Consider the following 23,108-nt stretch of genomic DNA (forward strand, 5'->3'; position numbering starts at 1 on the left):
TCCGGGAGGTGCGGCGATTGTGCAGGACCATGTTCAGGCGAAGTCATCAGGCGGTTCGAGCGGCATGTACGGAGGCGGCGCGGTCGGCGATCTCGATGCGAAACTGCGTGCCGGGACCGGGTTTTTCGACAAGCGCTATCGTGCCGCCATGGGCAAGCACAAGTTCCCGCGCAATCACGAGGCCGAGACCGGTGCCGCCGGAGCGGGCCGATCCCCTGAAGGCGGAAAACAGGTTCTCTTTCGCCTTGCGCGGCATTCCCGGCCCGTTGTCGTCTATAACGATGCTGACGACGTTGCCGGCCCTCTGGGCTGCAATCGACAGATGCCGAGGCGACGCGTTCGCCGTGTCGGATTGCAGTGCCTGAACGGCGTTGCGACAGAGATTGTGGATCACCCGGAAAAGCTGCTCGGCATCCGCATCGACGGTGAGATCGGGCGGCACGCTATCGTGAAACTCGATGCCGCTTTCCGGATCAAGCGCCAGAATGTCACGCACATCCCGCACCAGAAGACTTAACTGCACCGTCTTGCGTTTCGGCGCGCCTTCCGTCGCCTGCCCGTAGGCCAGAACCTCGGTTGTATAGGCCACGGCGCGGTCGATCGTGCGCAGCAGTTTCGGCGCAAAGCTCCTGACCATCGGATCCTTGGCGTCCACCAGCCGGTCCGACATAAGCTGTGCGGATGACAGGATATTGCGCATGTCGTGGTTGATCTTCGAAACCGCCAGACCGAGATCCACGAGGTTTTTCTGTTGCCGCAGGGTTTTCTGCAACTCCGTCTGCATATCGGCCAGGTGACGGCCCGCGACGGACAGCTCGTCGCTTCCCTCCTCCGGCACGAAAATCCGCTCGGGATTGCCCGGTTCCTCGGAAAAACGCTGCATGCCGAGCGTCAGGCGACGTATGGGCCGGATCATGATGCGGTTGATGGAAACGAAGATGAGACCGGCGGTGACAAGCGACAGGACGATGGAGATCAGGAAAACATTGCGGGCATAAGCCAGCATCGCCGCCCGTAGTTTGTTTTCACCCAGCACGAGTTCAATGATGGTGTCGCTGTCTCCGACCACATCGAAAACGCGGATGACGCGATTGCCGCCAAACAGCAATGTGGAGAAGGCATCCCGCACCGCTGCCAGTTGCGAGACATCGGAAAGATCATATTGCTCATCGACCCCGGGTGGCGTTTCCGCCACGGCAAGCAGGCGCGATGTGCCATCCTTGCGCAGCGCAATCAGCTTCGCCCCGGTGGCCATCAGCGTGTCGTTCTGCACGCTCCGCGGCAATTCGGCCTGCAAGCCATCGATCACCGCGCCGGCTGCTGCCGCCGTGTTCAGACGGTCCCGCAGCCATGAAAGGCGCATATTGGCGACCGAAGGCACGAAGATCAGCACTTCGGCAATCATCACGAAAATAACGGTGAGCAACAGCAGGCGCCCGGAAAGCCCCCCGGTCAACCCCGGCATGCAGTGCACCGGATTGTCTTCCGTGCCGTCCAAGCTGTCTACGCCTTTAGAAAACACCGGGCCCTGATCCTGTATGCGCGCCGCCGCTTCGGTGGAACGGCTCGGTTTATATGCAAGCACGATAATAGGACCTAACAGATATTTTTCAAATGCGTTGCAAAACAAACGTTTCCATCGCCTGAAAAACAAAACGCCGCCCGGGAGGGCGGCGTTTGACTTAGAACCGGTCTCAAGCGAAACCGCAGGCGGAATGGCTTAGAACTCCTGCCAGTCCCCGTTCGCTACAGCAGCGGCTGGTTGGGCGTTGAGAGCGCGGCTGACGCTGCTCATCAATTTACGTGCCGGAGAGGCCACGGCCGCTGCCCTTCCGGACACCGCCACTGGCCGCATCGGCTGTTCTGCGCGAGAGCGGATCTGACCATCCTCTACGCCGACCTTGAAGCGCGACACCAGCGTGACGAGATGGCCCGCTTCACCGCTCAGCTTGTGGGTTGCGGCCGAGGTTTCCTCGACCATTGCGGCATTGCGCTGCGTCACCTGATCCATCTGGTTGATGGCGGTATTCACCTCATGCAGGCCGGTCGACTGTTCCCGCGCCGCCGTGGCGATCGAATGGATATGTTCGTTGATAGCCAGAACGCGGGTCTCGATCTCGCCCAGCGCGCTGCCGGTTCTCTGCACCAGCGACACACCGCGTCCGACCTCTTCGCCGGATTTTGTGATCAGCGCCTTGATGTCCTTCGCAGCCGTCGCAGAGCGTTGCGCCAGTTCACGCACTTCCTGTGCGACGACAGCGAAGCCCTTGCCCGCCTCACCCGCACGCGCGGCCTCAACGCCGGCGTTCAGCGCCAGGAGGTTGGTCTGAAAGGCGATCTCGTCAATGACATTGATGATCTGGCTGATTTCCCGCGAGGCATGCTCGATCCGATCCATGGCGGAGACGGCATCGCGCACGACATTGGCGGATTCTGCCGTCTTCTGCTTGGTCTCGGCGACCATGGTGCTGGCTTCCTGAGCCCGATCCGTGGAATTGCGAACGACGGCGGTGATTTCGTCGAGGGCAGCGGAGGTTTCCTCCAGTGCCGCAGCCTGCTGTTCCGTCCGCTTCGAAAGGTCGTCGGCCGCCGAACGCAATTCGTTCGCATTGCCGCTGATGCCTTCCGTGCTGCTGCGCACTTCCCGCATCGTCTCCCGCAGCTTGGCCAGCGTCTCGTTGACGTTGGTCTGGAGCTCGGCGAACACGCCGCGGAACTCGCCATCCATCTTTTCCGTCAGATCGCCCCGCGCCAGACCTTCGATGACGCGGCTGGTCTCGGAAACACCATTGTCCACGCCGGTGAGCAGGGCATTGATCGTCGCAGCGAAACGATTGAGGTTTTCGTCGCCGTAATCCTTGTTGATGCGGCGGCTGAAATCGCCCTGGGCCGCAGCGTCGACGACAACGGCCATGCCGGCCTGCAGGTCATCGCTCTTGGCACGCATGGCGGTTTCCTGCGCATTCATGCGGCGCACTTCACGACCGTTCTTCTTGAAGACTTCGACTGCCGCTGCCATTTCGCCGATTTCGTCGGTGCGGCCGAGATAGGGAACGTCCGCATCCAGATTTCCGTCCGCAACGGCATTCATCACTTCGGAAACCTTGCGGATGGGCGCGCTCAGCTGCCGCGCTCCGATGTAGAGGCCGAACGCCGCGCCGGCCAATATGCCGCTACCGGTGACGATGATGACCAGCCAGAAGGTCGTCGTTACAAACCCGTCGATGCCCGCCTTGACGGCTTCAAGCCCGGCGATGTCATTCTTCACGACAGCATCGATTTCCGCCTGATAGGCTTTGCGGTTGGCCCGGTTCGCGTCGTTGTTACCCTGCTGGTTGGCGGCCTGCGGGCCGGCCTCGCGGGCAAGCCGCGCCGTTTCCAGACGGAAGGCCTTGAATTCCTTGAAGCGACTGGAGAGATTGTCGAAGGCCGCCTTCTGTTCTGCCGGAACGAGAGGGGTCCAGGTTGCGATCAGCTTCTCCATGGCGTCGAGGTTCTTGACGATGCCATCAGCAAAAGGTGCCGCCTTTTCGATATCGGGCGCAGCGTAGACCCCGCGCGCCTCCATGACGACCGCAGTCACAAGCCGGTTCAGCGCTTCACCCTTATAGGCGCGCTCCGCTGCCTTTTCGTATCCGACCGTGCGCACCTGAAACTCGCTGACCGCATATATGGACAGGCCGCCGATGGTGCAGGCCACAAGGCTCATAAGCCCGACAAGAAGATTGATACGACCGCGAATTCTCAATTTCGTTCCCCCAAAAGCCAGCCGCACGATGGAAAAAGGGAAGCTGGCATAACTTTTCCCATCACAACATTTATCAATGCCGCCTTAAGAAAGAATTTCAGAATTTACCGATCGTGCGATCGGAATGCGCCCGCAGCGCCCGTGAACGAAGCCGATTTCATGGCGCTTCCGCAAAAGGTGAAGCGCGAAAACCCCTTCGGCAATTGACTTTGCTCGGCCTATGCCCTTATAAGCCGCGCACGCTCGGCCATTAAAAGCTCGCCCAGGCGGGGTTAGCCGTGCAAAAAACGAAACGCTCTTGCAAATAGTGCAAATTCAAGAAGGGCCGCACACCGCGGTATTAAATAAATGTCGAAGCGTACATTCCAGCCATCCAAGCTTGTTCGCAAGCGTCGTCATGGTTTCCGTGCCCGTATGGCTACTGCCGGCGGTCGCAAAGTTCTCGCAGCCCGCCGTGCGCGCGGCCGCGCAAGTCTGTCGGCTTAATTGCCGTCTCTGTGGCCCGATGAAAGTCGCGGGCACATGAGCAAGACAAAAAAACTGCCCGGCCGGCTTAAAAACCGGTCGGATTTTCTTGCCGTGCAGACGGGGGAAAAGCGTCGGGGAGGCACCTTTCTTCTGGAGGTTCTCGACAGGAAAACCCCGGAAACCGAACCTCGGGTCGGTTTCACCGTAACGAAAAGACAAGGCAACGCGGTCGAGCGAAATCGCATGCGCCGCCGTCTCAAGGAAGCCGTCAGGCTTTCTGCCGGATTCGCAATGAAGCCCGGCCATGACTATGTGATTGTCGCCCGCAGGGACGTGCTCGAGACGGCCTTCCCGAAACTTCAGTCTCTCCTTACCGAGCGAATTGAAGGAACGGCGAAACCGAAACGGTCCCAGGACACCCGCTCCAGGAAAGAATGATGGAAAAGAACCGCAATTACTTCATCGCGATAGCCCTTTCGGTTGTCATCGTCCTCGCCTGGCAATTCCTTTACATGAATCCGCGCATCGAGCAGCAGCGCCGCGCCGAAGAGGCCCGCCAGGCGCAGCAGCAGACGACGCAGCAACAGCCGGCACCGGGTGCCGCACCCGGCGTGACCGTCGACGGCGCACCGCCTGCCTCCTCCACGCAGGCCGCCGCCACGGCGACGCGTGAAGAAGCGATTGCAAAAAGCCAGCGTGTCGCCATCGACACCAACGCCATCGCCGGCTCGATCAATCTGACCGGCGCCCGCTTCGATGACATCCGGCTCAAGGGCTACCATGAGACCGTCGATGACTCGAGCCCGATCATCACGCTGTTTTCGCCTTCCGACACCAAGGACGGCTACTTCACCGAACTCGGTTACGTTGGCGGTGCCGATGCCGGCAGCGTTCCCGGTCCTGCGACCGTGTGGACACTCGCAAGCGGTGACAAGCTGACGGAGACCACACCGGTTACGCTGAAGTATACCAACCAGAATGGCGTCGTTTTCTCCCGTACCGTTTCGATCGACCAGCATTACATGATCACGGTCAACGACAAGGTCGAGAACCCCGGGCAGGCGCCCGTCTCCTTTGCCACCTACGGCCGCGTGACGCGCAACAACAAGCCCGCAATACCGCCCGTTTTCGTCATCCATGAAGGCTTCCTCGGCGTCTCGGGCAAAGACGGCAGCCTGACGGAAGAAAAATACAAGGATGTCGAAGAAACCCCGGTAACGATTGCCAAGGCGACCGGCGGCTGGCTCGGCATCACCGACAAATATTGGGCCGCTGCCATTGTGCCGCCGCAGATGACGCCGTTCGAAACGCGTTACTCGCACATCAAGGGCAATCAGCCGAGCTACCAGGCCGATTTCAAGAGCGACACGATGACGGTCGAACCCGGCCAGTCCATCGAACTTAAGAGCCTTGTCTTCGCCGGTGCCAAGGAAGTGCCGCTGGTTGACCGCTATGAAACCGAATATTCCATTCCGAAGTTCGACCTGTTGATCGACTGGGGCTGGTTCTACTTCATCACCAAGCCGATGTTCAAAATGATGGATTTCTTCTTCCGTTATTTTGGCAACTTCGGTGTGGCCATCCTGCTGACCACCATCGTCGTCAAGGCTCTCTTCTTCCCGCTCGCCAGCAAGCAATATGCATCCATGGCGAACATGAAGCGCATGCAGCCGAAGATGGAAGAGCTGAAGGCCAAGCATGGCGATGACCGCATGGCCATGCAGCAGGCGATGATGCAGCTCTACAAGGAAGAGAAGATCAATCCGGTTGCCGGCTGCTGGCCGATGCTGCTGCAGATTCCGGTCTTCTTCGCGCTCTACAAGGTCATCTACGTCACCATCGAAATGCGGCATGCACCGTTCTTCGGCTGGATTCACGACCTTTCCGCGCCCGATCCGACCTCGCTTTTCAATCTGTTCGGCCTTCTGCCCTACGACGTGCCGCACTTCCTGATGATCGGCGTCTGGCCGCTCGTCATGGGCATCACGATGTTCCTGCAGATGCGCATGAACCCGACCCCACCCGATCCGACACAAGCGATGATCTTCACCTGGATGCCGCTGATCTTCACCTTCATGCTGGCTTCGTTCCCCGCCGGTCTGGTTATCTACTGGGCATGGAACAACACGCTGTCGATCTCGCAGCAGGCCCTCATCATGAAGCGTCACGGTGCCAAGATCGAACTGTTCGATAATCTCAAAGGGCTATTCAAGCGAAAGCCGGTGCAATCGAAATGAGTGAAACCGGCCCGGCAACCGAAAAGCCCCTCTTCGGGCGACCCTGGATATTCATTCGCGGCGTTCCCGCGATGAAATTCCTGCCGCCCGAAGGCCCGCCGGAGATTGCCTTCGCCGGACGTTCGAATGTCGGCAAGTCTTCGCTCATCAATGCGCTGGTGGGCCACAAAGGCCTTGCCCGCACCTCCAACACACCCGGACGCACGCAGGAACTGAACTACTTCGTTCCTGAGGGTTATTCCGGTAAGCCGGGCGACCTGCCGCCGATGGCGCTGGTCGATATGCCGGGTTACGGCTATGCGCAGGCGCCGAAGGACCATGTCGATGCGTGGACGAAGCTCGTCTTCGATTACCTGCGTGGACGTGCGACGCTAAAACGCGTCTACGTGCTGATCGATTCCCGCCACGGAATAAAAAAGAACGACGAGGAGGTTCTTGGCCTGCTCGACAAGGCGGCCGTGTCCTATCAGGTCGTGCTGACGAAGACGGACAAGATCAAGGACGTTGGCGTTCCCCGGCTGATCAGTGAAACGCTGGAGAAAATCCGCAAGCGTCCCGCCGCCTATCCGGAAGTTCTCGCTACCTCTTCGGAAAAATCCTTCGGGCTGGATAGCCTGCGCGCCGAGATCGTACGAACGGTCTCGCTCTAAAAGACCCTCGCCTTCAGGCGATGGTGAAAAGCAGGACGGCGGTCCACAGCATCGCCGTCAATGCCAGAAGCCGCCAGAAACGCACGGAATTCCACACCTCCAGAAGCATCGCGGCGAATATGCTGCCATTGCGAAGCGGCTGGCCCTTGAATGGCAGACCGGAGCGAAGCGGATCCCTATCAAGCAGGGCTGCAACGCCCGCTCTTTCGCGATATTCGGTTTCCGCCAGATTGTCGCGCCAGCGCCTGACCATGGCCGCAAACTGGCGGTCGCGTTTGACGCGTTTTGCAAGCTCCGCCATGCTTTCCGGTGGCAAGGCACCCAGCACATATTCGCCAGCGAGTACTTCGTCCCGCAAACCGCTTTGCTTGTCTCGATCCGGTACGGTCATATGTTTTCAAACTCCTCGGTCGTTCAGGCCAGCATCGTTTTTTGCGATGCGCAACGATCCTCCGTCGCCCTGCTGAATAACCCCTCCCCTGCTCGCCACAAGGCTGGTCCGATTGGTGCTTTATGTCAATCTCATTACGCGCCGCAGGCCGCCCAAAAGCGGAATTTTACTATGCGCCGACACAATATGGCCCGGAGGTTACTTCATTCATTCACCCCGCGCATTCACCTGTCCTTGCAAACGCATCGACATGCCGAATCTGCGCATCCTGCACCGCAAAAATCGATTCCGATTTTTGCGCCGATGCTGTAGAGCGATGAAAGGCTCTCAAGGGCCGCAACCACAGACCGAGGTTTTTCCATGACTGCTTCCGAAAGCGAGACTCAGGCGCGGCTGCTCGCACAGGCTCTGCCCTTTATGCAGAAATATGAGAACAAGACCATCGTGGTGAAATATGGCGGTCATGCCATGGGCGACTCCACACTTGGAAAGGCTTTTGCGGAAGATATCGCCCTGTTGAAGCAGTCCGGTATAAACCCCATCGTCGTGCACGGCGGCGGCCCGCAGATCGGTGCAATGCTGACGAAGATGGGCATTGAATCGAAGTTCGAAAGCGGCTTGCGCGTCACCGATGCCAAGACAGTCGAGATCGTCGAAATGGTTCTGGCCGGCTCGATCAACAAGGAGATCGTCGCGCTCATCAACCAGACGGGCGAATGGGCCATTGGCCTGTGCGGCAAGGACGGCAACATGGTCTTCGCCGAAAAGGCGAAAAAGACCGTCGTCGATCCCGACAGCAATATCGAGCGCGTTCTCGATCTTGGTTTTGTCGGTGAAGTCGTCGAGGTCGACCGCACCCTGCTCGACCTGCTTGCCAAGTCGGAGATGATCCCGGTCATCGCTCCCGTCGCTCCCGGTCGCGATGGCGCCACCTACAACATCAATGCCGACACCTTTGCCGGCGCAATTGCCGGTGCGCTCAACGCCACCCGCCTCCTGTTCCTCACGGACGTGCCTGGTGTTCTCGACAAGAACAAGGAACTCATCAAGGAACTGACGGTCTCCCAGGCGCGTGCGCTGATCAAGGACGGCACGATTTCCGGCGGCATGATCCCGAAGGTCGAGACCTGCATCGAGGCCATCAAGGCCGGTGTTCAGGGCGTGGTGATCCTCAACGGCAAGACCGCCCATTCCGTTCTTCTGGAAATCTTCACGGAAGGCGCGGGCACGCTCATCGTGCCCTGATACGGTTCATGTGGCGGACGGGAATGCCTGTCCGCCACGACGACAATTTCAGCCGAATATCAGAAGCGACAGCACGCCCAGCACGATCAGCAGGCAGCCCGAGAGTTCCAGCCGGTTGATCTTTTCCTTGAAGAAGAGCACGGTCGAGGCGAAGGCGAAGAGCATCTCCACCTGCGCCAGCGCCTTGACCACGGCCGCCTGCTGCAACGTCATCGCCGTGAACCAGCCAAATGACGCCGTGGCCCCCACGAAACCGACCGCAAGCGACGGTTTCCATGCCTTCGCGATCCGCCGCAATTCGTCCCTCTCCCGCCATACGATCCACAAGAACATCGCCAAGGTCTGCGTCACGATGACAACGACGAGGGTAAAGCCGGCCTGCATCACCGCATCCGGTGCCGGCAGGCTGGGTGCTAGCGCCAGCGAGGCCGAACGGTAAGCGACAGACGACAGGCCGAAAAAAGCCCCCGAGGCGAGGCCGATGCCCGCCGTCCGGCTGAAGATGGAGGTGAGAATGGAGGCAGGGGTCACTTCCGTGCGCGCAACCGAAATCAGCATGACGCCGGCCACCGAAATAGCGATGGCCGCAAGAGTGCCGCCATTGACGCTTTCGCCAACGAAAATCAGCGCAAACAATGCCGCCTGCGCCGGCTCAGTTCGGGAATAGGCCGTGCCAACCGCGAAGTTGCGGAAGGAAAACAGGTGCACCAACAGGAAAGTGGCGGCGATCTGCGCCATGGCCCCGACCATCGCCCAGACGGCGAATGACATGTTCGGCACCGGCAGCGGCCGGCCAAGTACACCATGCAGAAAAACGAGATAGGCAAGAGCGAAGGGCATTCCAAAAACGAAGCGCACGAAAGTTGCGCCCGTGGTGCCCATCATGCCCTTCAGGTGCTTTTGCAGGGTCGAGCGCAGGTTCTGCAAGAACGCGCTTGCGAAGGTTATGCCTATCCAGAGTTCCATGATCTTGGCGGTATCATGCGCTGGAGGCCGCAGCCAAGCCCGATTTTCCCGTCTGTCGTCGTCTTTTCGATTTTCTTCGGCATTAGAAACGGGCATAAAGCTGCCCATGGACACAAAGCCGAAAAACCTGCCCGATGCCGCCGATTTCGCCCACGTTAGCGAATGGGTCTTCGACCTCGACAACACGCTCTATCCGCATCACGTCAATCTGTTTTCCCAGATCGACCGTAACATGACGGCCTATGTTGCGGAGCTTTTAAAGCTCGAGCCCGACGAGGCTCGCGCACTTCAGAAGCGCTATTACCACGAACATGGCACCACGCTTCAGGGCCTGATGATCCACTACGGCATCAGCCCGGACGAGTTTCTGGAGCGCGCGCATGCCATCGACTATTCCGCGCTGAGCCCGCATCCGGAGCTCGGCGAGGCAATCAAGGCGTTGCCGGGCCGCAAGTTCATCCTCACCAATGGCAGCGTCAAGCATGCACAGGCAGCGGCGGGCGCGCTCGGCATTCTCGACCAGTTCGAGGATATTTTCGATATCGTCGCCGCGGACTATCTGCCAAAACCGGCCAGTGCGACCTATGAGAAGTTTGCCGCACTTGCGAAGCTCGACACCAGAAAAGCCGCCATGTTCGAGGACCTGCCGCGCAATCTCGTGGCACCCAAGGCACTCGGCATGAAGACCGTGCTGCTCGTTCCTTCGAACCTCGAAGGCGTGATCATGGAGCGCTGGGAGATCCCCGCCGCGACGGATGAGCATATCGACTACATCACTGACGATCTGACCGGTTTCCTGATCAAAACGATCGCCCGCTGACAGGTAACATTGAAATCGAGCGCAGACGACATTACCGAAGCTTCATGCACCTTACGGATGTTTAAGTAGTGAACTGCCACCTGCGCCACTATCTTCCTCCTCAGGGACACCAACGGAAGGTAATGACGATGTCTACACGAAAGATCGCACTCTCTGCTCTTGGCGCAGCCCTCTTGCTCGGCTCGGCTGCTACAGCCAGCTTTGCGGCCCCGCCAGCGCACGGCAAAGGCCACGGCGAGCGCATGCCGTTCCGCCCGGAACTGGCGTTCGTTCAGCTGCTGAAGGTGGCCGACACCAACAAGGACGGCAAGATTACCAAGGAAGAGTTCGCCGCACGTCAGGACGCACTTTTTGCCGAGATCGACAAGGACAAGGACGGTTCGATCACGCCAAAGGAAATGCGTGAATACCGCCAGGCCAAAATGGAGGCGTTCCGTGCGGCTCATCCGCGCCCAGAGGCTGCTGACGCCAAAGCGGGCGAAGGCAAGGGACCTGAAGGCAAGCGCGCCGAACGCGAACATGGCGGTCGTCAGGGCTGGGGCAAGCATGGCGGCAAGGGTGGGGCGTTCGCGATGATGCGCATGGCCGACACCGATGAAAACGGCCAGGTCAGCAAGGCCGAATTTACCGCAGCCGGCGAAAAAATGTTCGAACGGCTGGACAGGAACAAGGACGGCGTCATCTCTATCGATGATATGCCAGACCGCCCGTTCCTTTAATCACATAAGAAAAAGCCCGCTCAATCGGCGGGCTTTTTTCCTTTCAATGCAGGCTGACGGTTTTCAAATCGTCTTCGGCAGCCTTGAAAAACGTGCTGGAACGATTGTCTGTCAGGAGGATCGGCGTGCCATCCGCGCCAAACAGGGCCCAGAGATCGAGTTGCGGATCGAGATCAGGCGCTTCCGGGAAACAGCGGCTTACGTCTTCCGCACGGATTTTACGGATATAGCCCACTTCTCCCTCGCCGATATGAGCGAGCTGGGACCGGGTGAGACGCGCATGCGCTTCTTTTAAAAGCATATTTCAGCCTCCTTCTTCACGCCGAGCGATTCGTGTCGGATTCCGGCGTTCACGTTCTACTCTGAGACGGAAATATTAATTTTCTTTACCACGTTTGAAATTTCGGGCTTCACCAGATCGATTGCAAGAAGGCCATTGCGCAGGCGCGCGTCCCTCACCTGCATGCCGTCTGCAAGCACGAAGACCCGCTGGAATTGCCGGGCAGCGATACCCCGGTAGAGAAAATCCCGCTTTTCCTGCTCCTGCTGGCGACCGCGAATGACGAGCTGGTTGTCGGCCGTCGTCACATCCAGATCGTCCTGCGAAAAACCAGCGACTGCAATCGTGATACGCAGGCGTTCCGGCACGTCTTCACCGCCGGGCAGGCGCTCGATGTTGTATGGAGGATAGCCATCATTGGCCTTCGCCATACGCTCCAGCGTTTTTTCCATGGCATCAAAACCCAGCAAGAGCGGGTGGGTGAATGGCGTCATGCGGCTCATATCGTCTCTGTCCTTGCAACCAAGCGACGTTTCGCGGTCCCGCTTCCGGCAACCCTGCCGGTCAATCTTACCGGCTGTACGCAATATGGGAAGCAAAACCACGATGCGCAAGGCGGGGCCACAAGGCAAAGGCAGGCACGCCGAGGAATGAGACTTGACAAGTGAACGTCCGCCGCTCGAAAAAAGCGCCTTATCTCAACGGCGGGCAAGACATGGCAGAACGCAGAAAAATCATCATAGACACGGATCCAGGTCAGGACGACGCGGCAGCGATCATGCTGGCTTTCGCAAGCCCGGAAGAAATTGAAATTCTCGGTCTGTGCGCCGTCGCCGGCAATGTTCCGCTGAAACTGACCAGCCGCAACATCCGCATCATCTGCGAATTGTGCGACCGCACCGATATTCCCGTCTATGAGGGTGCCGAGCGGCCACTGGTGCGAAAGCCCATCACTGCCGAGCATGTTCACGGCAGCACCGGCCTTGATGGCCCGGTTCTCGACGAGCCGACGATGGAGGCACAAAAGCAGCACGCCGTCGATTTCATCATCGAGACGCTGCTGCGGGAGCCTGCGGGCACCGTGACGCTCTGCACGCTCGGCGCGCTGACCAATGTGGCGCTGGCTTTGCAGAAGGCCCCCGAGATTGCAGGCCGTGTCAAGGAACTGGTGATGATGGGTGGCGGCTTCTTTGAAGGCGGCAACATCACACCGGCTGCGGAATTCAACATCTATGTCGATCCGCAGGCTGCCGATATCGTCTTCCGTTCCGGCATGCCCATCGTCGTAATGCCGCTTGACGTAACCCACCAGTTGCTGACCACCAAGGCGCGTGTCAGCCGCATTCGCGATATAGGCACACGCCCGGCAATCGCAATGGCGGAAATGCTGGAATTCTTCGAGCGTTTCGACATCGAGAAATACGGTTCGGACGGCGGCCCCCTGCACGATCCAAGCGTCATCGCCTATCTCCTTAAGCCCGAGCTGTTTCAGGGCCGCGATTGCAATGTCGAAATCGAGGTCAATTCCGAACTGACCATGGGCATGACGGTGGTGGACTGGTGGCGGGTGACCGAGCGCCCGGTCAACGCCCGCGTGATGCGCAATGTGGATGCGGACGGCTTCTTCGAGTTGCTGACGGAACGTTTCGCCCGCCTCTGATGGGAACGCAGACATGAAAAAGGGCCGCTGGCATGACCAGCGGCCCTTTCATTTGGAACCACGGGATATTCTCAGAACTCCGTCCAGTCGTCCTGCGCCAGCGCGTTTGCGCCGCTGGTTCTTGGGCGGGAACGTTGGGTCGCAGCCGAGCGGCCCGATGCCTGTGACGAGGCAACAGGCGCACGCATTGCCGCCGCGGTGGCGCGCAATTGCTGGCCGGACTGGCTGGAATGACCGCCGGATACGGAGAAACCGGCAACGAGCGATTTCAGCGTTTCCGCCTCGCTGTTCAGCGTCACGCTTGCCGCCGTTGTTTCTTCCACCATGGCAGCATTCTGCTGGGTGACCTGGTCCATCTGAGTGACGGCGGAGTTGATCTCCTTGAGACCTACCGCCTGCTCGCTGGCGGAGGCCGAAATCTGCCGTATCAGCTGGTTGATCTGCAGAACCTGATCGGCAATCTTTCTCATCGTCTCGCCGGCCTTGCCGACCAGCTGGACGCCCTCGCCCACCTGCCTTGCGGAGGTGTTGATCAGACCTTTGATCTCCTTCGCGGCTGTCGCGGAACGTTGCGCCAGTTCACGTACTTCCTGCGCGACGACGGCAAAACCCTTGCCAGCCTCGCCCGCACGGGCAGCTTCCACACCGGCATTCAGCGCCAGAAGGTTGGTCTGGAAAGCGATTTCGTCGATTACCCCGATGATGCGGGAGATTTCCGCCGAGGATTGAGCGATGCCTTCCATGGAACTGACGGCCTGCTGCACGACCTCGCCCGACTTGCCGGCGTCGTCGCAGGCATTGCTGACAGCTGTCGCCGCCTGCGCTGCGTTTTCCGCACTGGAATTGACCTGCGCCGTCAGCTGGTTGAGGGCGGCAGCGGTTTCTTCCAGGCTTGCAGCCTGCTGTTCCGTGCGGTGGGAGAGATCGCTCGCAGCGCGGGTGATCTCGCCGGTGCCGTTGCCGATGCTGGCAACGGTTCCGTTGACGGTGGAAACGGTTTCCTCGAGGCTGGCGAGCGCCGAGTTGAAGTCGTTGCGCAGCTTTGCATATTCACCGGGGAACTGGTCCTCGATGCGATAGGTCAGATTGCCCTGCGAGAGCGCATTGAGACCTGCACCGAGTACGCTCACGATATGTTGCTGCATCCGGCTGTTCTCATTGCGCTCGGATTCGGACCTTTGGCGCTCCGTTTCCGCATTGCCACGCTGCACGGCGGCATCCGCTTCCATTTCGCGGATACCGGCAAGCTTCGCACGGAAGCCTTCCAGAGCCGTTGCCACCGCGCCCGTCTCATCCCTGCGTTCCTGTCCGGAAACCGGCACATCGTAACGACCGTCGCTCAGTGTTTTCACATCGGAGACCAGCGAGGCGAGCGGATTGCGGACGAAATAGCGGACGGAGAAATAAAGCGCGGCAATAACCGCCGCAAGAATGACGATCGCCCCGAGGATCATCAGATAAGTCTGCTCCTGCACTGGCGCGTTCAACGCCTGATGCGGGATATCCACCAGAACCACCCAGGTGGCATTGAGGCCCGGAACCGCAAACGGATAGACAAGGCGGTTATAGGGCGCGTCGGTATCAAGGCCGAGATTTTCGATCAGGCCCTGCTTGCCGGATGTGATCGCCGCCTGAACGGTGCTTGCACCCTCTCCGTCATAGGCCTTCATGTTCTGCTCGGGCGTCGGCGGTACCAGCCATTGGCCGCCCTGCGAAATGAGTGTCACACGGCCGGTTTCGAAAGGATGCAGCGCCTGCAGCTTCTGCGACAGAGCTGCCAGCGAGATATCGACCCCCGCCACACCAATCATCTTACCATCAGACATGACGGGATAGGCAAGCGAGGTCATTGTGGTGGGCACTTCCGTGCCTTCGGCCAGATAGGGCTGGGTAATGGCGCCCTTGCCGGATTTGGCAGCGAGCGAATACCACTCCGCCGCATAGTCGTTCTTGAAGGTCGAAAACTGGATGTCGCCTTTCTGGGTCTTCGACCAGTAGGGGGCAAATGCACCCGTTGCATTGGTGCCGAGATCGAGCCTGTTGGCGATCTCGGTGGTCTGTCCGTCGAAAAGGCCCAGCTGCTCACAGAACCAGCTTCCGAAAGCGAAAGCATTCTGCTCGACATTGGCCTTGAGGATGTTGACGATGCCGGGGCGGTCCATCGATTTCGCCTGGTGCGCACGGCCGATGATACCGGCCATGGAGCGGGCGGCGCTGCCGAGTTCACCGACATCGGCGGCGATGACGTTGGCGATGGCGCGTGCCTCGGTGTTCGCCTGATCCATGGTCAGCGAATGGACACGGTCGCTGGTCTGGGAAATGAGGAAGGAATTCGATGCGACAAGGACCGTGGTGATTGCACAGCCGGTTACAAGGATCAGCTTGGTCGCAAGCGACTTCACTTTGAAATTGAACATTTTGGCCTCGATCAAATCGCCGGCCGAAAAGGCTGGCGTCAACGGATGAGAAATCTCCGTCATGGAGGCCCGCCCGCTGGGGGCAGTGCGCTGCAACGCGACGAGGGGAAATTAGAATATCTTTGCTAATTAACCCCTAAAATTCCCCCGTCGCATCGAGCCGAAATCAGTGCTCGTAATAGGCGGATACGATGTTCCATGCATCGTCGGCCGTTTCGGCGAAATGTAGCAGCTCCATATCTTCGGGCGCAATGGTTCCAAAGTCCGCGAGGAATTCGAAATTGACGACGGAGCGCCAGAATTTCTCTCCGAAGAGAATGAGCGGGATGGGCGCCATGCGCTTCGTCTGGATCAGCGTCAGCGTCTCGAAGAGTTCATCGAGCGTGCCGAAACCGCCGGGGAAGATCACCACGGCCTTGGCCCGCATCAGGAAATGCATCTTGCGGATGGCGAAATAGTGGAAGTTGAAGCTCAGCTCCGGCGTGACATAGGGGTTGGGCGCCTGCTCATGCGGCAGAACGATGTTGAGGCCGATGGACGGGCCTCCGACATCGGCTGCGCCGCGATTGCCTGCTTCCATGACGCCGGGACCACCGCCGGTGACCACGACATATTCCAGATGGTCCGATTTCGCGCCGTAGTCGGTGCAGAGCCGGGCGAACTTGCGCGCCTCCTCGTAATAAACCGAGGATTGCTCCAGATTGCGTTTCTGCGTCTCGTTGCGGGCCGCCCAAGCCTCCCCGCCGGGCTCGGGAATGCGCGCGCCGCCGAACATGACGACGGTGGACTTGATGCCCCGCTCGGTCAGCGCCATTTCCGTCTTCAGAAGTTCGAGTTGAAGCCTGACGGGGCGCAACTCCTCGCGGCAGAGAAAATCCATATCCGCGTAGGCAAGCCGGTAGGATGGGGAATCCGACTGCGGTGTTTTGGGAATGACATCGGCCTGCTGCTTGTCCGCAGAGCTACGCTTCAACGGGTCCCACACCCCATCCTTGCGCCGCAATTTGCCGTTTTTCAGTCGTGTCATTTCCAAGCCTTTCGTCTGGTGCGCCAAATCACCCAAATCACATTGACGCCTTTCCAACACTCCCTTAGATCAAATGACCATAGCCTTCCAGCGGCGCGGGACCATCCGTGGCCAAGAACACACGCGACATTCAAGGAATTTTCCATGAGCCTTCCGGATCTCACCTCTCTCGAAACCACCATCGAAACAGCCTTCGACAACCGTGACGGTGTGAACGTATCGACGAAGGGCGAGGTTCGCGACGCGGTGAACACATCTCTTCAACTTCTCGACAGCGGCAAGGTACGCGTCGCCGAAAAGCAGGCGGACGGGAACTGGAAAGTGAACCAATGGCTGAAAAAGGCCGTGCTCCTCTCCTTCCGTCTGAACGACATGGAAATCGTCACCGGCGGCCCCGGTGAATCCACCTGGTGGGACAAGGTGCCGTCGAAGTTCGAGAACTGGGGTGAAAACCAGTTCCGCGCTGCGGGCTTCCGCGCAGTGCCTAACGCCGTCGTGCGCCGCTCGGCCTATGTGGCCAAGAACGTGGTGCTGATGCCTTCCTTCGTCAATCTCGGCGCCTATGTCGATGAAGGCACGATGGTCGACACCTGGGCGACGGTCGGCTCCTGCGCGCAGATCGGCAAGAACGTGCATCTGTCCGGCGGCGTTGGCATCGGCGGCGTTCTGGAGCCGCTTCAGGCCGGCCCGACCATCATCGAGGACAATTGCTTCATCGGTGCCCGTTCGGAAGTCGTAGAAGGCTGCATCGTGCGCGAAGGCGCCGTTCTTGGCATGGGCGTCTTCATCGGCAAGTCGACCAAGATCGTCGATCGCGCCACCGGCGAGATCACCTATGGCGAAGTGCCACCCTATTCCGTCGTCGTTGCCGGCACCATGCCGGGCAAGCCGTTCCCGAACGGCGAGCCGGGCCCAAGCCTTTATTGCGCCGTCATCGTCAAGCGCGTCGATGAAAAGACCCGCTCCAAGACCGGCATCAACGAGCTTCTGCGCGACTGATAAAAGCTGATACCATGACCACGACCGATCCCGTTGCAAATCTCGCCGCCCTCATCCGTTGCCCTTCGGTGACGCCCGCCGAAGGTGGCGCGCTATCGCTGCTAGACACCCTGCTTTCACCGCTTGGCTTTGCGGTGGAAAAGATGGTGGCGACGGAAGCGGGAACGCCTGACGTTGAAAACCTCTACGCCCGGCTTGGCACGGAAGGCCCGCACCTGATGTTTGCGGGCCATACCGATGTCGTTCCGGTGGGCGACGAGGCGGCATGGAGCCATCCGCCCTTTGCCGCTGAAATTGCCGGCGGCGAAATGTTCGGCCGTGGTGCGGTGGACATGAAGGGCGGCATTGCCTGTTTCGTTGCTGCCATTGCCCGCTACATCGAGAAACACGGAAAACCGAAAGGTTCCGTTTCTTTCCTGATCACCGGTGACGAGGAAGGCCCCTCGATCAACGGCACCTCCAAGTTGCTGGAATGGGCCGCCGCCAAAGGCGAGACATGGGATGCCTGCGTGGTTGGTGAACCGACCAACCCCGACCAGCTGGGCGAAATGATCAAGATCGGCCGCCGGGGGTCGATTTCGGGCCGCATCACCGTGCATGGCGTGCAGGGTCATGCCGCATATCCGCATCTGGCCGACAACCCCATTCGCGGGCTGCTGCAACTGACCCACGCGCTGATGTATCCGCCCTTCGATCACGGCACTGACGACTTCCAGCCGTCCAATCTGGAAGTGACGACCATCGACACCGGCAATGCCGCCACAAATGTCATTCCGGCACGGGCGACGGCGTCGTTCAACATCCGTTTCAATGACAGCTGGACGGTGGAGAGCCTGCGGGCGGAAATCATCCGCCGCCTCGATGCCGCCGCTGCCGAGGGAGAACTTCGTCCCGACCGCAGCCCGGTCAAATATGAGATCGTCTGGGCGGACCGTCCGGCCCATGTTTTCCTGACCCGGAACAATGCGCTCATCTCATCGCTTTCCGGCGCCGTGGAAGCCGTGACAGGCAAGGAGCCCAAGCTTTCGACCACCGGCGGCACGTCTGATGCGCGTTTCATCAAGGATTATTGCCCCGTCGTGGAATTCGGCCTCGTCGGGCAGACCATGCATATGGTCGATGAGCGCGTGGAAATCGCCGATCTGGAGACGCTGACACGCATCTACGAGACCTTCATCGAACGCTGGTTCTCCCATGCCGACGGCAAGTGAAGTAAGGCTCTATCTGAAAGGCCTCTGGCTGCTGCTGCTCGGCGACCATACCGGCGCGCGTTATCTGGATCTGTCCGAGCGCGGCATGTGGCGGTCCTTCTACTCCGCCCTCTGGTGCCTGCCCGCCATGCTGGTGTCCTGGCTGTGGCTGCGCGCTGCGTTCCTGGCAAGCTATCCGCCCGGAACAGGAACGGGGTTCATCTTCTTTTTCCGCCTTGCGATGGTGGAGGCTATCTGCTGGATCGTGCCGCTGCTGTTGATCGGCATGCTGCTGTTCGCCTTTGGCGCGCGGGAAAAATTCGCCCCCCTCGTCACCACCATGAACTGGCTGTCGCTGCCATTTTCCTATGCCTATGCGGTTCTGATCCTGATCGCGTTTTTTCTGCCGCCCTTGCAGGGGCTGATCGCCATTCTCTGGCTGGCACTCCTGCTGTCGCTGGTCTTCGCCTTTTCGCGGATCGTGCGCTTCTTCATCCGCGACCAGTCGTTGCTTGTCTCGGCGATCGTTATGACCCTGCTGGTGCCCGGCATGCTTCTGTCCGAGGCGCTGCAGCGTTTTCTCGGCGTTTATCCGGCCTGAGAAACGAGACGGACTTCAGTCCGTGTCTTCGACCGTCTCGACCTTTGAATAGACCCGCGGCGGAATGACATCGGGATAATCGACCTGCATGAAATAGAGACCATCCGGCGGCGCGACTGGGCCGCAGGCTTTGCGATCCCGTGCTTCCAGTGCCGCGCGCACGTCTTCCGGTGTCATGCTGCCTTCACCGGCCATTTTCAGCGTTCCGGCAAAAGAGCGTATCTGATTGTGGAGAAAGCTCTGCGCGGTGGCGCGTATCTCGATAAGATCGCCATTGCGCGTCACATCCAGCCGGTCGAGCGTTCTGACCGGGCTGCTCGCCTGACAATGAACCGAGCGGAAAGTGGTAAAATCGTGCCGGCCGACGAGCATCTGTGCAGCTTCATGCATGCGTTCGTGGTCCAGATCTTTCGATACCCACCATGCGCGCTTGTGCTCGAGTGCCAGCCGCGCTTTCCGGCAAATGATGCGGTACAGATAATGGCGGCGAAGCGCGGAGAAGCGCGCGTCGAAATCCTCGGTCACCGCCGTTACGTCGACAACCGAGACGGCCTCTTTCGCCATGGCCAGATGGGCGTTGAGAGCATTGCGAAGCTTATATGGCGCCCAATCGCGGGAAAGATCGACATGGGCTACCTGTCCCACGGCATGCACGCCGGAATCGGTGCGGCCAGCGCCGCGAATCGACACAGTCTCGCCGGTCAGCGACCGGACGGCAGCTTCAAGCGCGCCCTGAACTGAAGGGCCGTTATCCTGTCTCTGCCAGCCGAAGTAAGGCGTACCGTCATATTCGACGGTCATGCGGAAACGCGGCATCAGCCGAGCCTCGTTCTGGCGGGAACGGGTGTGCCACGAACGAAATCGGCAGCCGACAGCGGCTTGCCACCTGCCTTCTGCAAACGGGTAAGCCGCACCGCGCCACTTCCGCAGGCGATGGTCAGGGCGTCATCGAGCACAGCGCCTGCCTCGCCCATACCGCTCGCCAGTTCTGACGTCAGAACCTTCACGCGCTCGGCCTTACCGCCGATTTCCATTTCCAGCCAGGCGCCGGGAAAAGGCGAAAGGCCGCGGATATGGTTATGGACGTCCTGTGCCGGCCGGGAAAAATTAATCCGGGTCTCGCCCTTGTCGATTTTCGAGGCATAAACGACGCCTTCTTCCGGCTGCGCAACGAGAGGAAGATCGTCTGCTTCCAGCTTGTCCATCGCCTGCCGCATCAGCCGCGCGCCTGTCAGCATCAGGCTGTCGTGCAATTCACCTGCCGTGGTATTCTCACCGATCGTGACCTTGGCGGTCAGCGCCACCGGCCCGGTATCCAGCCCCTTTTCCATTTTCATGACCATCATGCCCGTCTCGGCATCGCCAGCCATGATCGCCCGCTGAATGGGAGCAGCGCCGCGCCAGCGCGGCAGCAACGAGGCGTGGCCGTTATAGCAGCCAAGACGCGTACCGCTCAGGATCGCCTCGGGCAATAGCAGCCCATAGGCAACGACAACAGCGACATCGGCGTTGAATTCCCTGAATTGCTGCCGGTCTTCCTCGGCCTTGAAATTCACCGGCGTCAGCACGGGCAGACCCAGCAGTTCGGCCGCCTGATGCACCGGCGATTTCTGCAGATCGAGGCCACGGCGACCGCCTGGACGCGGCGGCTGCGTATAAACGGCAACGACCTCGTGACCAGCGTCCACCAATGCACGCAGCGTGGGAACGGAAAAATCCGGCGTGCCCATGAAAATGATGCGAAGAGCCATATCGCCCCCTGCCCTCTATGCCGGTCCGTCTAAATATTTAAGACGAATCAGACCTTAGCGCGGGCTGCTTTGGTGAATTTCTTGATGACCATTTCTCGCTTCAGGCGCGAAATATGGTCGATGAACAGAATGCCGTTCAGGTGGTCGATCTCATGCTGCAGACACGTCGCCAGAAGTCCGTCCGCATCGACCGTCTGCTGCTTTCCGTCACGATCGACATATCGCACTGTCAGGGATGCGGGACGCTCTACCTCGGCATAATAATCGGGAATGGAGAGACACCCTTCCTCATAGGCCGAGACGTCGTCCGACACTCTGAGGATTTCCGGATTGATGAAGACGACCGGCTTTTTCTCCTCGTCCTCGCGCGAAACGTCGATCACCAGCATGCGGCGCGGCACGCCCACCTGAATGGCGGCAAGGCCGATACCCGGCGCATCATACATGGTTTCGAGCATATCGTCGGCAAGGCGCAACACTTCGGCATCCACCTGTTCGATGGGCCTTGATTGCTGGCGCAGCACGGGATCGGGCAAAATGATAAGCGGTTTGATAGTCATGGCTTCCCATAACGTATCTCTTGCGCGGAGGAAATAAAAAATACGCGGTCGAAAAGAGACCTTCGGCTGGTTTTGCCCGACTCAATTCCGCCGCATGAATGTTCTTGTTTTGATCTTACGAATCACTGGAAATCTGGTAGATTTAGCCATGAGCATCGATTTCTCTTTTCTCCTCGATCCCGCCTTGCGGGCCGGCTCCGTCGACATCAGCTTCGGCGGGCTTCTTGCGGCTCTCGTTTTCGGCCTTTCCGCTTTCTGGATGGTCACGAAAAGTCGTGGGAAAAAAGCGGAAGCCGATGGTGAAATTTCCGATCTGTTGAAAACCCAGTCGGAACTGCACGGCCGGATCGCGGCGATGGCCGAGACGCTCGGCACGCGCCAGAGCGAGATGGGCCAGACGATCAACCAGCGCCTCGACGGCATGTCGCAGCGGCTGGGCGAGACGCTGACCGAGCAGACCCGGTCGACGCACGAGAATCTAAGCCGCCTGCAGGAGCGGCTTGCGGTTATCGATGCCGCCCAGGGTAATATTCAGGATCTGGCAAAGGACGTGGTCGGGCTTCAGGCGATCCTCTCCAACAAGCAGACGCGCGGCGCTTTCGGGCAGGCGCGCATGGAAGCGCTGATCGCCGATGCGCTTCCCGCCGGGGCCTTTCAGCTTCAGCCCACGCTTTCGAATGGCTACCGACCGGATTGCATCATCAGGATGCCGAACAACGCCCCGTCCCTCGTCATCGACGCCAAGTTTCCCCTGGAGGCGTGGAATGCGCTGAAGGCGGATGAAACGCCCGAGGGCAAACGGGCTGCGACCCAGCAGTTCCGCCGCGATATGGAAGTGCATATTCGCGACGTGGCGGAGAAATATCTGATACGCGGCGAAACGCAGGATACGGCCTTCATCTTCGTGCCGTCGGAATCGATCTTCGCCGATATTCACCAGCATTTCGAATATCTCGTGCAGCGTGCCCATCGCGCCCGTGTCGTCATTGTCTCGCCATCGCTTTTGATGCTGTCGGTGCAGGTTATCCAGTCGGTGCTGAAGGACCAGCGCATGCGCGAGCAGGCGCACCTCATTCAGGGTGAAGTCGCGCTTCTCATGGATGACGTGCGGCGGCTGGACGACCGGACGCGCAAGCTGCAAGCCCATTTCGGGCTGGCGCAGAAAGATGTCGATATGATGCTGATTTCCTCCGACAAGGTGCTGGCGCGTGGCCAGAAGATCGAGGGCCTCGATTTTTCGCCGACGGAAAAGGAGACCTCCCACAGCGAAATCGAGCAGGCGCGACGCTTTGCAGAGAACAGGGCAGGAACGGCCAAGTTGCGGGTGGTTGACGACGAGTGATCCCCTCGGGCAAAGTCGCCGCCTTGCTTTGAATTTC

The 23,108-nt window shown here is 59.6% G+C and carries 23 protein-coding genes; 12 read left to right on the top strand and 11 right to left on the bottom strand.

The window, feature by feature from the left end; translation table 11 throughout:
* Window positions 1–46 precede the first annotated feature (46 nt).
* Window positions 47–1,465 carry a sensor histidine kinase gene (locus ACQZ5Y_RS03965; protein WP_034501842.1) on the bottom strand — a complete coding sequence of 473 codons (1,419 nt, stop codon included), beginning with the start codon at window positions 1,463–1,465 and terminating at the stop codon, window positions 47–49.
* Between the two features lie 255 nt (window positions 1,466–1,720).
* Entirely contained in the window at window positions 1,721–3,748 is a 2,028-nt protein-coding gene (locus ACQZ5Y_RS03970; RefSeq protein ID WP_003514848.1) for a methyl-accepting chemotaxis protein, read from the bottom strand.
* A gap of 348 nt (window positions 3,749–4,096) precedes the next feature.
* On the opposite strand from ACQZ5Y_RS03970, the gene rpmH reads away from it, so the two are divergent.
* The 4 genes from rpmH to yihA are packed head-to-tail and all read left to right on the top strand — an operon-like array spanning window position 4,097 to window position 7,103.
* Window positions 4,097–4,234 (top strand): 50S ribosomal protein L34, encoded by a 138-nt coding sequence (gene rpmH, locus ACQZ5Y_RS03975; RefSeq protein WP_013635393.1) that lies wholly within the window; start codon window positions 4,097–4,099, stop codon window positions 4,232–4,234.
* A 36-nt stretch (window positions 4,235–4,270) separates the two neighbouring features.
* Window positions 4,271–4,654: a ribonuclease P protein component gene (rnpA, locus tag ACQZ5Y_RS03980; RefSeq protein ID WP_003514841.1), complete on the top strand. Its 384-nt coding sequence runs from the start codon at window positions 4,271–4,273 to the stop codon at window positions 4,652–4,654.
* A complete protein-coding gene (gene yidC, locus ACQZ5Y_RS03985) occupies window positions 4,654–6,453 on the top strand; it encodes a membrane protein insertase YidC (RefSeq protein WP_003514840.1) in 1,800 nt (599 codons plus the stop codon). The genes rnpA and yidC overlap by 1 nt, the downstream gene beginning before the upstream one ends.
* Window positions 6,450–7,103, top strand: coding sequence for a ribosome biogenesis GTP-binding protein YihA/YsxC (gene yihA, locus ACQZ5Y_RS03990; protein WP_174049155.1), 654 nt, complete (start codon window positions 6,450–6,452; stop codon window positions 7,101–7,103). Before yidC ends, yihA begins: the two co-directional genes overlap by 4 nt.
* Window positions 7,104–7,116: 13 nt before the next feature.
* Here the strand turns inward: yihA and ACQZ5Y_RS03995 are convergent, their stop codons facing one another.
* The gene (locus tag ACQZ5Y_RS03995; protein ID WP_003514836.1) at window positions 7,117–7,494 is read right to left on the bottom strand and encodes a hypothetical protein; all 378 of its coding nucleotides are present in this window, start codon (window positions 7,492–7,494) and stop codon (window positions 7,117–7,119) included.
* 360 nt (window positions 7,495–7,854) lie between these two features.
* Here ACQZ5Y_RS03995 and argB point away from each other — a divergent pair, with 360 nt between their 5' ends.
* Window positions 7,855–8,739 carry an acetylglutamate kinase gene (gene argB / locus ACQZ5Y_RS04000; RefSeq protein WP_003514834.1) on the top strand — a complete coding sequence of 295 codons (885 nt, stop codon included), beginning with the start codon at window positions 7,855–7,857 and terminating at the stop codon, window positions 8,737–8,739.
* Between the two features lie 48 nt (window positions 8,740–8,787).
* Here the strand turns inward: argB and ACQZ5Y_RS04005 are convergent, their stop codons facing one another.
* Window positions 8,788–9,705 carry a DMT family transporter gene (locus ACQZ5Y_RS04005; protein ID WP_065661602.1) on the bottom strand — a complete coding sequence of 306 codons (918 nt, stop codon included), beginning with the start codon at window positions 9,703–9,705 and terminating at the stop codon, window positions 8,788–8,790.
* A gap of 106 nt (window positions 9,706–9,811) precedes the next feature.
* Here ACQZ5Y_RS04005 and ACQZ5Y_RS04010 point away from each other — a divergent pair, with 106 nt between their 5' ends.
* Complete coding sequence (locus ACQZ5Y_RS04010; RefSeq protein ID WP_174049154.1) at window positions 9,812–10,525, top strand: pyrimidine 5'-nucleotidase; 714 nt, start codon at window positions 9,812–9,814, stop codon at window positions 10,523–10,525.
* A gap of 122 nt (window positions 10,526–10,647) precedes the next feature.
* The gene (locus ACQZ5Y_RS04015) at window positions 10,648–11,244 is read left to right on the top strand and encodes an EF-hand domain-containing protein (RefSeq protein ID WP_025592284.1); all 597 of its coding nucleotides are present in this window, start codon (window positions 10,648–10,650) and stop codon (window positions 11,242–11,244) included.
* A 43-nt stretch (window positions 11,245–11,287) separates the two neighbouring features.
* Here the strand turns inward: ACQZ5Y_RS04015 and ACQZ5Y_RS04020 are convergent, their stop codons facing one another.
* Together ACQZ5Y_RS04020 and ACQZ5Y_RS04025 are read right to left on the bottom strand one after the other, a co-directional pair.
* Window positions 11,288–11,545 (bottom strand): BQ00720 family protein, encoded by a 258-nt coding sequence (locus ACQZ5Y_RS04020; protein ID WP_003493591.1) that lies wholly within the window; start codon window positions 11,543–11,545, stop codon window positions 11,288–11,290.
* A 56-nt stretch (window positions 11,546–11,601) separates the two neighbouring features.
* The gene (locus tag ACQZ5Y_RS04025; RefSeq protein WP_013635387.1) at window positions 11,602–12,027 is read right to left on the bottom strand and encodes an Hsp20 family protein; all 426 of its coding nucleotides are present in this window, start codon (window positions 12,025–12,027) and stop codon (window positions 11,602–11,604) included.
* 212 nt (window positions 12,028–12,239) lie between these two features.
* On the opposite strand from ACQZ5Y_RS04025, the gene ACQZ5Y_RS04030 reads away from it, so the two are divergent.
* Window positions 12,240–13,184, top strand: a complete 945-nt coding sequence (locus ACQZ5Y_RS04030) for a nucleoside hydrolase (protein ID WP_065659888.1) — start codon at window positions 12,240–12,242, stop codon at window positions 13,182–13,184.
* 71 nt (window positions 13,185–13,255) lie between these two features.
* On the opposite strand, the gene ACQZ5Y_RS04035 is transcribed toward ACQZ5Y_RS04030, so the two are convergent.
* Together ACQZ5Y_RS04035 and ACQZ5Y_RS04040 are read right to left on the bottom strand one after the other, a co-directional pair.
* Window positions 13,256–15,601, bottom strand: a complete 2,346-nt coding sequence (locus ACQZ5Y_RS04035) for a methyl-accepting chemotaxis protein (protein WP_112291107.1) — start codon at window positions 15,599–15,601, stop codon at window positions 13,256–13,258.
* A gap of 166 nt (window positions 15,602–15,767) precedes the next feature.
* Window positions 15,768–16,628, bottom strand: coding sequence for an LOG family protein (locus tag ACQZ5Y_RS04040; protein WP_034501844.1), 861 nt, complete (start codon window positions 16,626–16,628; stop codon window positions 15,768–15,770).
* Between the two features lie 144 nt (window positions 16,629–16,772).
* On the opposite strand from ACQZ5Y_RS04040, the gene dapD reads away from it, so the two are divergent.
* From dapD to ACQZ5Y_RS04055, 3 genes are read left to right on the top strand one after another with little or no spacing between them, the layout of a single operon-like run.
* The gene (gene dapD / locus ACQZ5Y_RS04045; RefSeq protein WP_003514821.1) at window positions 16,773–17,627 is read left to right on the top strand and encodes a 2,3,4,5-tetrahydropyridine-2,6-dicarboxylate N-succinyltransferase; all 855 of its coding nucleotides are present in this window, start codon (window positions 16,773–16,775) and stop codon (window positions 17,625–17,627) included.
* A 14-nt stretch (window positions 17,628–17,641) separates the two neighbouring features.
* Complete coding sequence (gene dapE, locus ACQZ5Y_RS04050; RefSeq protein ID WP_174049153.1) at window positions 17,642–18,838, top strand: succinyl-diaminopimelate desuccinylase; 1,197 nt, start codon at window positions 17,642–17,644, stop codon at window positions 18,836–18,838.
* A complete protein-coding gene (locus ACQZ5Y_RS04055; RefSeq protein ID WP_065659831.1) occupies window positions 18,822–19,418 on the top strand; it encodes a hypothetical protein in 597 nt (198 codons plus the stop codon). The genes dapE and ACQZ5Y_RS04055 overlap by 17 nt, the downstream gene beginning before the upstream one ends.
* Before the next feature lie 15 nt (window positions 19,419–19,433).
* Here the strand turns inward: ACQZ5Y_RS04055 and truA are convergent, their stop codons facing one another.
* The 3 genes from truA to def are packed head-to-tail and all read right to left on the bottom strand — an operon-like array spanning window position 19,434 to window position 21,729.
* Window positions 19,434–20,234 (bottom strand): tRNA pseudouridine(38-40) synthase TruA, encoded by an 801-nt coding sequence (gene truA, locus ACQZ5Y_RS04060; protein WP_019564416.1) that lies wholly within the window; start codon window positions 20,232–20,234, stop codon window positions 19,434–19,436.
* Window positions 20,234–21,169 (bottom strand): methionyl-tRNA formyltransferase, encoded by a 936-nt coding sequence (gene fmt, locus ACQZ5Y_RS04065; RefSeq protein WP_065703750.1) that lies wholly within the window; start codon window positions 21,167–21,169, stop codon window positions 20,234–20,236. Before fmt ends, truA begins: the two co-directional genes overlap by 1 nt.
* Before the next feature lie 47 nt (window positions 21,170–21,216).
* Complete coding sequence (gene def / locus ACQZ5Y_RS04070) at window positions 21,217–21,729, bottom strand: peptide deformylase (RefSeq protein WP_065703749.1); 513 nt, start codon at window positions 21,727–21,729, stop codon at window positions 21,217–21,219.
* A gap of 148 nt (window positions 21,730–21,877) precedes the next feature.
* Between def and ACQZ5Y_RS04075 the strand changes: the two genes are divergently transcribed.
* Window positions 21,878–23,071, top strand: coding sequence for a DNA recombination protein RmuC (locus ACQZ5Y_RS04075; RefSeq protein ID WP_003514811.1), 1,194 nt, complete (start codon window positions 21,878–21,880; stop codon window positions 23,069–23,071).
* Window positions 23,072–23,108: the final 37 nt, after the last annotated feature.

It is taken from the genome of Agrobacterium sp. A3-95 (genome assembly GCF_053521785.1).

Coding starts and splice junctions, on each gene's coding strand:
- ACQZ5Y_RS03965 (WP_034501842.1), bottom strand. CDS start 1,465: ATGCCGGGGTTGACCGGGGGGCTTTCCGGGCGCCTGCTGTTGCTCACC.
- rpmH (WP_013635393.1), top strand. CDS start 4,097: ATGTCGAAGCGTACATTCCAGCCATCCAAGCTTGTTCGCAAGCGTCGT.
- rnpA (WP_003514841.1), top strand. CDS start 4,271: ATGAGCAAGACAAAAAAACTGCCCGGCCGGCTTAAAAACCGGTCGGAT.
- yidC (WP_003514840.1), top strand. CDS start 4,654: ATGGAAAAGAACCGCAATTACTTCATCGCGATAGCCCTTTCGGTTGTC.
- yihA (WP_174049155.1), top strand. CDS start 6,450: ATGAGTGAAACCGGCCCGGCAACCGAAAAGCCCCTCTTCGGGCGACCC.
- ACQZ5Y_RS03995 (WP_003514836.1), bottom strand. CDS start 7,494: ATGACCGTACCGGATCGAGACAAGCAAAGCGGTTTGCGGGACGAAGTA.
- argB (WP_003514834.1), top strand. CDS start 7,855: ATGACTGCTTCCGAAAGCGAGACTCAGGCGCGGCTGCTCGCACAGGCT.
- ACQZ5Y_RS04005 (WP_065661602.1), bottom strand. CDS start 9,705: ATGGAACTCTGGATAGGCATAACCTTCGCAAGCGCGTTCTTGCAGAAC.
- ACQZ5Y_RS04010 (WP_174049154.1), top strand. CDS start 9,812: ATGGACACAAAGCCGAAAAACCTGCCCGATGCCGCCGATTTCGCCCAC.
- ACQZ5Y_RS04015 (WP_025592284.1), top strand. CDS start 10,648: ATGACGATGTCTACACGAAAGATCGCACTCTCTGCTCTTGGCGCAGCC.
- ACQZ5Y_RS04020 (WP_003493591.1), bottom strand. CDS start 11,545: ATGCTTTTAAAAGAAGCGCATGCGCGTCTCACCCGGTCCCAGCTCGCT.
- ACQZ5Y_RS04025 (WP_013635387.1), bottom strand. CDS start 12,027: ATGAGCCGCATGACGCCATTCACCCACCCGCTCTTGCTGGGTTTTGAT.
- ACQZ5Y_RS04030 (WP_065659888.1), top strand. CDS start 12,240: ATGGCAGAACGCAGAAAAATCATCATAGACACGGATCCAGGTCAGGAC.
- ACQZ5Y_RS04035 (WP_112291107.1), bottom strand. CDS start 15,601: ATGTTCAATTTCAAAGTGAAGTCGCTTGCGACCAAGCTGATCCTTGTA.
- ACQZ5Y_RS04040 (WP_034501844.1), bottom strand. CDS start 16,628: ATGACACGACTGAAAAACGGCAAATTGCGGCGCAAGGATGGGGTGTGG.
- dapD (WP_003514821.1), top strand. CDS start 16,773: ATGAGCCTTCCGGATCTCACCTCTCTCGAAACCACCATCGAAACAGCC.
- dapE (WP_174049153.1), top strand. CDS start 17,642: ATGACCACGACCGATCCCGTTGCAAATCTCGCCGCCCTCATCCGTTGC.
- ACQZ5Y_RS04055 (WP_065659831.1), top strand. CDS start 18,822: ATGCCGACGGCAAGTGAAGTAAGGCTCTATCTGAAAGGCCTCTGGCTG.
- truA (WP_019564416.1), bottom strand. CDS start 20,234: ATGCCGCGTTTCCGCATGACCGTCGAATATGACGGTACGCCTTACTTC.
- fmt (WP_065703750.1), bottom strand. CDS start 21,169: ATGGCTCTTCGCATCATTTTCATGGGCACGCCGGATTTTTCCGTTCCC.
- def (WP_065703749.1), bottom strand. CDS start 21,729: ATGACTATCAAACCGCTTATCATTTTGCCCGATCCCGTGCTGCGCCAG.
- ACQZ5Y_RS04075 (WP_003514811.1), top strand. CDS start 21,878: ATGAGCATCGATTTCTCTTTTCTCCTCGATCCCGCCTTGCGGGCCGGC.